Source organism: Mesorhizobium sp. M7A.F.Ca.CA.002.04.1.1, from assembly GCF_004022805.1.
GTDB lineage: Bacteria > Pseudomonadota > Alphaproteobacteria > Rhizobiales > Rhizobiaceae > Mesorhizobium > Mesorhizobium ciceri.
Window position 1 is genome coordinate 1 of the sequence record NZ_RZPL01000253.1, and the last position, 7,148, is coordinate 7,148.

Annotated in this window: 7 protein-coding genes; 2 read left to right on the plus strand and 5 right to left on the minus strand. The window is 63.3% G+C overall.

The annotated features are described in order from the left end of the window. Positions 1 to 693: RHO alpha subunit C-terminal catalytic domain-containing protein (locus ENZ75_RS15145; protein WP_281061238.1), on the plus strand; the 693-nt coding region annotated here is incomplete at its 5' end. Positions 694 to 839: 146 nt separating this feature from the next. Here the strand turns inward: ENZ75_RS15145 and ENZ75_RS15150 are convergent. From ENZ75_RS15150 to ENZ75_RS15165, 4 genes are all read right to left on the minus strand, one after another. After that, on the minus strand, positions 840 to 1,238 hold the full coding sequence (locus ENZ75_RS15150) for a hypothetical protein (protein ID WP_082826722.1): 399 nt from the start codon (positions 1,236 to 1,238) through the stop codon (positions 840 to 842). A 64-nt stretch (positions 1,239 to 1,302) separates the two neighbouring features. After that, a complete protein-coding gene (gene chrA, locus ENZ75_RS15155) occupies positions 1,303 to 2,691 on the minus strand; it encodes a chromate efflux transporter (RefSeq protein ID WP_063169930.1) in 1,389 nt (462 codons plus the stop codon). Next, complete coding sequence (locus tag ENZ75_RS15160) at positions 2,688 to 3,506, minus strand: chromate resistance protein ChrB domain-containing protein (protein ID WP_063169929.1); 819 nt, start codon at positions 3,504 to 3,506, stop codon at positions 2,688 to 2,690. The genes chrA and ENZ75_RS15160 overlap by 4 nt, the downstream gene beginning before the upstream one ends. A 215-nt stretch (positions 3,507 to 3,721) precedes the next feature. Further along, a complete protein-coding gene (locus tag ENZ75_RS15165) occupies positions 3,722 to 5,527 on the minus strand; it encodes an IlvD/Edd family dehydratase (RefSeq protein WP_013528004.1) in 1,806 nt (601 codons plus the stop codon). A gap of 146 nt (positions 5,528 to 5,673) precedes the next feature. On the opposite strand from ENZ75_RS15165, the gene ENZ75_RS15170 reads away from it, so the two are divergent. Continuing rightward, complete coding sequence (locus tag ENZ75_RS15170) at positions 5,674 to 6,126, plus strand: carbon monoxide dehydrogenase subunit G (protein WP_013528005.1); 453 nt, start codon at positions 5,674 to 5,676, stop codon at positions 6,124 to 6,126. 27 nt (positions 6,127 to 6,153) lie between these two features. Here ENZ75_RS15170 and ENZ75_RS15175 read toward each other — a convergent pair. Beyond that, on the minus strand, positions 6,154 to 7,148 hold a 995-nt coding region (locus ENZ75_RS15175; RefSeq protein WP_164887831.1), incomplete at its 5' end, for an Mrp/NBP35 family ATP-binding protein.

Consider the following 7,148-nt stretch of genomic DNA (forward strand, 5'->3'; position numbering starts at 1 on the left):
CAGTATGGCTGGGGCGACGCCAAGGTTGCGTATCGTCAGTCCTATCCGCTCGACGCCAACTGGAAGCTCGCCGTCGAGAACTATGTCGAATGTTACCATTGCGGGCCGGCGCATCCGGAATATTCGCAGACGCATGCGCTGGAAAAGCCGGCAGAAATGATCGAGCAGCTCAATGCGGCGATGGAGCAACGCACCTGCGCGCTCGGCATCGAGATCGGCAGCGCCAACCGCTGGCAGAACTCGGCGGCCGGCCAGGAAGCAATCCACACCTTCCGCTATGCGCTCTATGACGGCGTTTCGAGCGGCAGCCAGGATGGATCGCCGGTGGCCCCGCTGATGGGACGCTTCTCCGACTATGACGGTGGCGTCACTTCCATCCATCTCGGCGGCACGACCTTCCTCGTATGCTATCCCGATCACGGCATGATCTACCGCTTCATCCCGAAAACGGCTGGCACCTGCGAGATGGAGCTGATCTGGCTGGTGCGCGGCGACGCGGTCGAGGGCCAGGATTACGATCTGGAGAAGCTGACCTGGCTGTGGAAGATCACCACCGAAGAGGACAAGAAGATCATCGAGCACACCGCGCGCGGCGTGCGCTCGCACTATTTCGTGCCCGGACCTATCGCGCCGATGGAATACAACGAACTGCGCTACATCGGCTGGTATCTCGAGGAGATCAGCCGGGCCTGAACGGCTCGGCTGCCTTAGAGCATTCACCGTTTCACGGAAACGGCGATCTGCTCTAACTCTTTGTTTTGACGCAATTCTAGACGGAAAACCGCTCACACTTTTCCTAGAATTGCTCTAGGAGAATCAGGCAGATCTTGCCTTTCGCGTCATTCCGCGCTGAGCCCGTATCGGTCGACGACTTCGGGGTTGATGAGCTTGGCATGCAGCGTCATCAGCACGATCTGCGCGTCGAGGCTGTCACCGGCTTCAAGCGCCGCCTCGATGCGGCGCTCGGCTCCCAGCGTCCGCTCATGGCCATTGGCTTGCTCGAAGGTTTCGGGACCCGCGATGCAATAGCTGCATAATTGTGCCACCGACGCATAGGTGCCCGGTGGCGGCTCGTCGGGCCAGCGATCCTTCATGAGATTGACGAGGGTAAGCTTCACGCCCTCCGGCACAAGGGCTGGATGCAGATCGGCGCCGCGCAATGCATCGTCGAGCTGCCTCAAGTCGCCCGAACGGCCGAACACTCCGAGGAAGCCGAGGGAAGATCGCCGTCCGGCCATGATGTTTCCTTCCATTTCCAGCCCACTTAGGTGGTGGGCAAGCGGATTGCAAAGGCGGTGCTGTCTAACCAGCCGCCGCCAGCAAGATCCCTGCAAGGGCGGATAGCGCGAGTGTCGGCAGCATGCCGACTTTCAGCTTCAGGATGGCGACCATGGCGGCCACGGAAAGCAAGGCCGCGCGCCAGTCGATCGACGAAGGCACCGGCACGTTCATGCCAAGGCCCGTTGCGTGCACCTCACGGAAGATGACGTGCAAGGCAAACCATAGGGCCAGATTCATAATTACCCCGACAACGGCGGCGGTGATCGCGCCCAGTGCGGCCGACAGTGCCTTGTTGCCGCGCAAGGCCTCGATGTAGGGCGCACCGAGGAATATCCAGAAGAAGCAAGGCGTGAACGTCACCCACAGAGTGAGCAAAGCCCCCAGCGATCCGGCAACCAACGGGTCCAGCGAGCCGGAATGGCGGAACGCGGCGATGAAGCCGACGAACTGCAGCACCAGGATGAGCGGCCCTGGCGTGGTTTCGGCGAGCCCAAGGCCATCGACCATTTCACCCGGCACCAGCCAGCCGAAGGACTGGACGGCTGCCTGTGCGACATAAGCGAGGACCGCATAGGCGCCACCGAAGGTGACGACAGCCATGAGACTGAAGAACCGGCCTATCTCGGTCCAGACGCTTGCAGAGCCGGTGAACCACCAGATCAAAAGAACAGGCCCGAGCCAGAGCGGCAGCCAGATCGCGACGGTGCGCGGTGCATGCCATCTGGTCGGTTTGACATGGGCCAGTTCGCCACGCTCGAACATCAGGTCGACCGCTCCCTTGAAGTCGGCAACATCGTCCTTGCCATGGGCCGAGCCGAAAAACAGGGCGGGAGCAATGCGATCCCCCAGCCATCCCGTCAGGCCGGCTAGCAGGACGATGAGCGGAAAGGGCACATTCAACGCATAGATGGCGATGAACGCCGCGACCGCGATCGACACCATGACCCGGTTCTTGAGGGCACGCCGGCTGATCCGGACCACCGCCTCGACGACAATGGCAAGCACAGCCGCCTTGACCCCGAAAAACAGCGCCGCGACAAGCGGCACGTCGCCATAGAGGACGTAGAGGCTGCTCAAGGCGAGCATGACGAGCGCGCCCGGCAAGACGAACAGGATGCCGGCGACAAGGCCGCCGGCCGTCCTGTGCAGCAGCCAACCGATGTAGATGGCGAGTTGCTGGGCTTCCGGGCCAGGCAGCAGCATGCAGTAGTTCAGCGCGTGCAGGAAACGCCGCTCACCGATCCAGCGCCGCTCCTCGACCAGTTCCTTGTGCATCAGCGCGATCTGCCCGGCCGGACCGCCAAAGCTGAGCAATCCGATTTTCGCCCAGACCTTCACGGCCTCGGTGAAGGTCGGTGCAGCCGGCACCGGGACGGTTCCCGCCTTATTGTCCGGGACAAGAGCGGTCACGACGGCTTACCCGCAGCCGGCCAGTTGTGCGTTTCTTCGGTGGCGTCGCGACACCAGCGGAAGAACGCGTCGTAGAGCAGCATGCCTGCTTCCAGTTGTTCCAGATCGTCGCGGTACATACGCGACAGACCAAGCGAGGCAGCCAGAAAGCCGGCCGCCTGAGGCACCAGGTCAAGGCTTGCAGTGTCGGCCGCCCGCACGATTGCAGCGAGGCGATCGAGCGCCGCGGATTCCAGCCCGAACTCCTCGATCATCGTGTCGAAGGTGCAGCGCTCGCCGCGATGGCTCCAAAACACATTGTCGATGTCGAACGGCACGGCCTGAAAGCGGTCGGCAACAGCCAACACTTCAGCGGGTTCGACGAACAGGAACACCGCGTCGGGGTCGACGAAACGCCGGATCAGCCACGGGCAAGCGATGCGGTCGACCTTCGGGCGCGATCGCGTCACCCAGACGTTGGCGCCCTTTTCATTGCGTGGCGACATCTTGGCGGTGCGGGCCAAAAGCCCTCCGGCATCGCGCCAGGCCTCAAACCCGCCTTCGAGAGATTCAGCTGATATCCCCTCATGGCGCAGCCATGCGGCCACGCCTTGCGAGAGCTTTTGCCCCCTCTGGCAAACGACGGCCACCGGCTTGCCGGCGAACGTGGCCGCCCAGGTTGAAACGGTTTTGAAATCGCGACGGCACGACGCCGGCAACAGCCGCGGATCGGCGTCGAAATCTTCATCTATGCGAACATCGACAACGACTGGGGCGCCCGGCAGACCTATGAGCCGGGACAATTGCGGTACGGTGATAGCGGTTGTTGACGGCATGGCGTCCACCTCCTGAAAAGAGAAGCTTGGACGCGAACGTTGGGCTGACGCCTCACGGGGTCGTCGCGATGCACCCCTTGTCATGATGGTGGATTTGTTGGGCGCGCTTGTCAAGGACGGTGGCCGTTCTCGACCTACCCGGCCGCGATGCAACACGCTGACCGGAAAACCGACGGCGGCCTGATTTGATCAAGCCGCCATCCGTCGATCCAGAATCAATGATTGTCCCTGGGGACACCGCTGGTGTGCGCGACATCCTGGTATTTCACCGCCGGCTTCAGCACCATTCCCTCCGAAAACTGCGCGACCATACCGCGCTGGATCTCCTGCCAGGGCGTCTGGTGCTCGGGATAGTGGAAGCCGCCATTGTTCTGCAGTTCGGCGCGGCGCCGGGTGATCTCGTCGTCGGTGACGAGGATGTCGGCCGTGCCCTTGCGCAAGTCGATGCGGACCCGGTCGCCCGTCTTGAGCAGCGCCAGTCCGCCGCCGATCGCCGCTTCCGGCGAGGCGTTGAGGATCGACGGCGAACCCGACGTGCCCGACTGGCGGCCGTCCCCGATGCAGGCGAGCGCGTGGATGCCCTTCTTGATGAGATAGGCCGGCGGCTGCATGTTGACGACCTCGGCACCGCCGGGATAGCCGACCGGGCCGGCGCCGCGCATGAACAGGATGGTGTGTTCGTCGATGCCTTGCGCCGGGTCGTCGATGCGGGCGTGGTAATCCTCCGGCCCGTCGAAAACCATGGCGTTGCCTTCGAAAGCCTCGGGATCCCTAGGATTGGACAGATAGCGCTCGCGAAACTCGGGCGAGATGCCGCTGGTCTTCATGATCGCCGAATCGAACAGATTGCCCCTGAGGTTGATGAAGCCGGCATTGGCCTTCAGCGGCTTGGCGACAGAGCGGATGACGTCGGGGTTTTCGTTGGCGACGCCCTCGCTATTCTCGCCGATCGACTTGCCGTTGACGGTGCGTGCGCCGGGATGCGGCAACAGGTCGCCCTTCATCAGTTCGGCAATGACCGCCGGCACGCCGCCGGCATGATGGTAGTCCTCGCCAAGATATTCGCCCGTCGGCTGCAAATTGACCAGCAGCGGCACATTGAGGCCGACCGTCTGCCAGTCGTCATTGTCGAGCTTGACACCAAGGTGGCGGGCGATGGCATTGAGGTGGATCGGCGCGTTGGTCGAGCCGCCAATGGCCGAATTGACGACGATGGCGTTCTCGAAAGCCTCTCTCGTCATGATGTCGGACGGCTTCAGATCCTCATGCACCATCTCGACGATGCGTTTTCCGGTCTCATAGGAAATCTGGCCACGCTCGCGGTAGGGCGCGGGAATGGCGGCCGAGCCCGGCAACTGCATGCCAAGCGCCTCGGCCAGCGAGTTCATCGTGGTGGCGGTGCCCATGGTGTTGCAATAGCCGGTGGACGGCGCCGACGAGGCGACGATGTCCATGAACTCGTCATAATCGATCTCGCCGGCCGACAGGCGCTGGCGTGATTCCCAGACGATGGTACCGGAGCCGGTGCGCTTGCCCTTGTGCCAGCCATTGAGCATCGGCCCGACCGACAGCGCGATCGCCGGAATGTTGACGGTGGCCGCTGCCATCAGCAGCGCCGGCGTCGTCTTGTCGCAACCGATGGTCAGCACGACGCCATCGAGCGGGTAGCCGTAAAGCACCTCGACCAGGCTGAGATAGGCAAGGTTGCGGTCGAGCGCTGCGGTCGGGCGCTTGCCGGTCTCCTGGATCGGATGGCAGGGGAACTCGAACGGAATACCGCCCATCGAGACGATGCCTTCGCGCACACGCTTGGCCAGTTCGATATGATGACGGTTGCAGGGCGACAGATCCGAGCCGGTCTGGGCGATGCCGATCAGCGGCTTGCCGGACATCAGTTCGGCGCGCGTCAGGCCGTAATTGAGATAGCGCTCGAGATAGAGAGCCGTCATGCCCGGATTGTCGGGATTGTCGAACCACTCCTGCGAGCGAAATTTTTTCTTATGGGTGGGGGCGCCTGCCATCATGGTCTCCGTATTTGTAAGACAAATCGATATGGCAACGCGCGGGAGCAGGCAAGAGGGCGTGCGGTCGCAACCGGACTTTGGTGCGATAGACACGCACCAAGCCGTGCGTTACGGGTTCGGACAGTCTTGTCCGGGAGGTTTTCATGGCTTTGGTGATCGAAGGCGAGGAGCGCATTGCCGCACCGCTGCAAAAAGTGTGGGAAGCGCTGAACGATCCCGAGGTCTTGAAGGCGACCATTCCCGGTTGCCAGAGCCTGGAGATGAAGTCGCCGACCGAGATGGCGGCAACCGTGGTGGTGAAGATCGGACCGATCAAGGCGACGTTCAACGGCGAAGTGACGCTGAAGAACCTGAAGCCGCCGCACTCCTACACCATCCAGGGCGAAGGCAAGGGCGGCATTGCAGGCTTCGCCAAGGGTGGCGCCGACGTGACGCTGACGGCAGATGGACCCGACGCCACGATATTGAACTACGCGGCCAAGGCCGATGTCGGCGGCAAGATCGCCCAACTCGGCAGCCGGCTGATCGAATCGACCTCGAAGAAACTGGCCGGACAGTTTTTTTCCAGCTTCGGCGAGAAGGTCGGCGCGGCCTAGGCTGCAGAGCGGCGGCTACCGAACAAGCTACTCGAAAACAATACTCGGCACCGCCGCTGCCGCAGCACCACGCTCTTCGTTAACCCGGTCCCAGACCTTCGAGGCGATGTCGCGGTAGATTTTCGCCTCGGCGCCGTCGGGCTTGGAGACGACAACCGGCGTGCCGGCATCCGAGCTTTCGCGAATGCCCATCTCGAGTGGCACCTCGCCGAGGAAGGTGACGCCAAGGCGCTCGGCCTCGCGCCGCGCCCCGCCATGACCGAAGATGTCGTAGCGCTTGCCGGTGTCCGGGGCGATGAAATAGCTCATGTTCTCGACGATGCCGAGCAGCGGCACGTCGACCTTCTTGAACATGTTGAGGCCTTTTCGCGCGTCGATCAGGGCCAGGTCCTGCGGCGTCGAGACGATGACGGCGCCAGCCAGCGGCACCTGTTGGGCCATGGTCAGTTGCGCGTCGCCGGTGCCGGGCGGCATGTCGACGACGAGCACGTCGAGCCGACCCCATTCGACTTCACGCAGCATCTGCGTCAGTGCCGACATCACCATCGGGCCACGCCAGATCATCGGCGTTTCCTCGTCGACGAGGAAACCCATCGACATCACCTTCAGGCCGTAATTCTCCATCGGTTTCAGGATCTTGCCGTCGACGGTCTGCGGCCGGCCGTGGATGTTGAGCAGCCTTGGCATGGACGGGCCGTAGATGTCGGCATCGAGCACGCCGACGCGCAGGCCGTTGGCGGCGAGGCCGAGCGCGATGTTGACGGCGGTGGTCGACTTGCCGACGCCGCCTTTGCCGGAAGCAACGGCAATGATCGCTTCGATACCGGGCACGCCACGCTTGCCCGAGCTGTGCGAGGCCGGCGCGTGCGGAGCCGCACGCGGCGCGGCGGCAGCGGGCGCAGCCGGCGGAACGGGCCTGGGTGCGGGGCGCGATGGAACCGGCGCCTCCATGCCGCCGCCCCTCTTCTCCGCCGTCCGCGCGACGACGGCGCCGGCGACACCGGCGATCGCCTTGACGACAC

What these genes read in the sequence shown, in the direction of transcription:
- ENZ75_RS15150 (WP_082826722.1), bottom strand. Translation starts at nt 1,238, where the DNA reads ATGGCCGGACGGCGATCTTCCCTCGGCTTCCTCGGAGTGTTCGGCCGT.
- ENZ75_RS15160 (WP_063169929.1), bottom strand. Translation starts at nt 3,506, where the DNA reads ATGCCGTCAACAACCGCTATCACCGTACCGCAATTGTCCCGGCTCATA.
- ENZ75_RS15165 (WP_013528004.1), bottom strand. Translation starts at nt 5,527, where the DNA reads ATGGCAGGCGCCCCCACCCATAAGAAAAAATTTCGCTCGCAGGAGTGG.
- ENZ75_RS15170 (WP_013528005.1), top strand. Translation starts at nt 5,674, where the DNA reads ATGGCTTTGGTGATCGAAGGCGAGGAGCGCATTGCCGCACCGCTGCAA.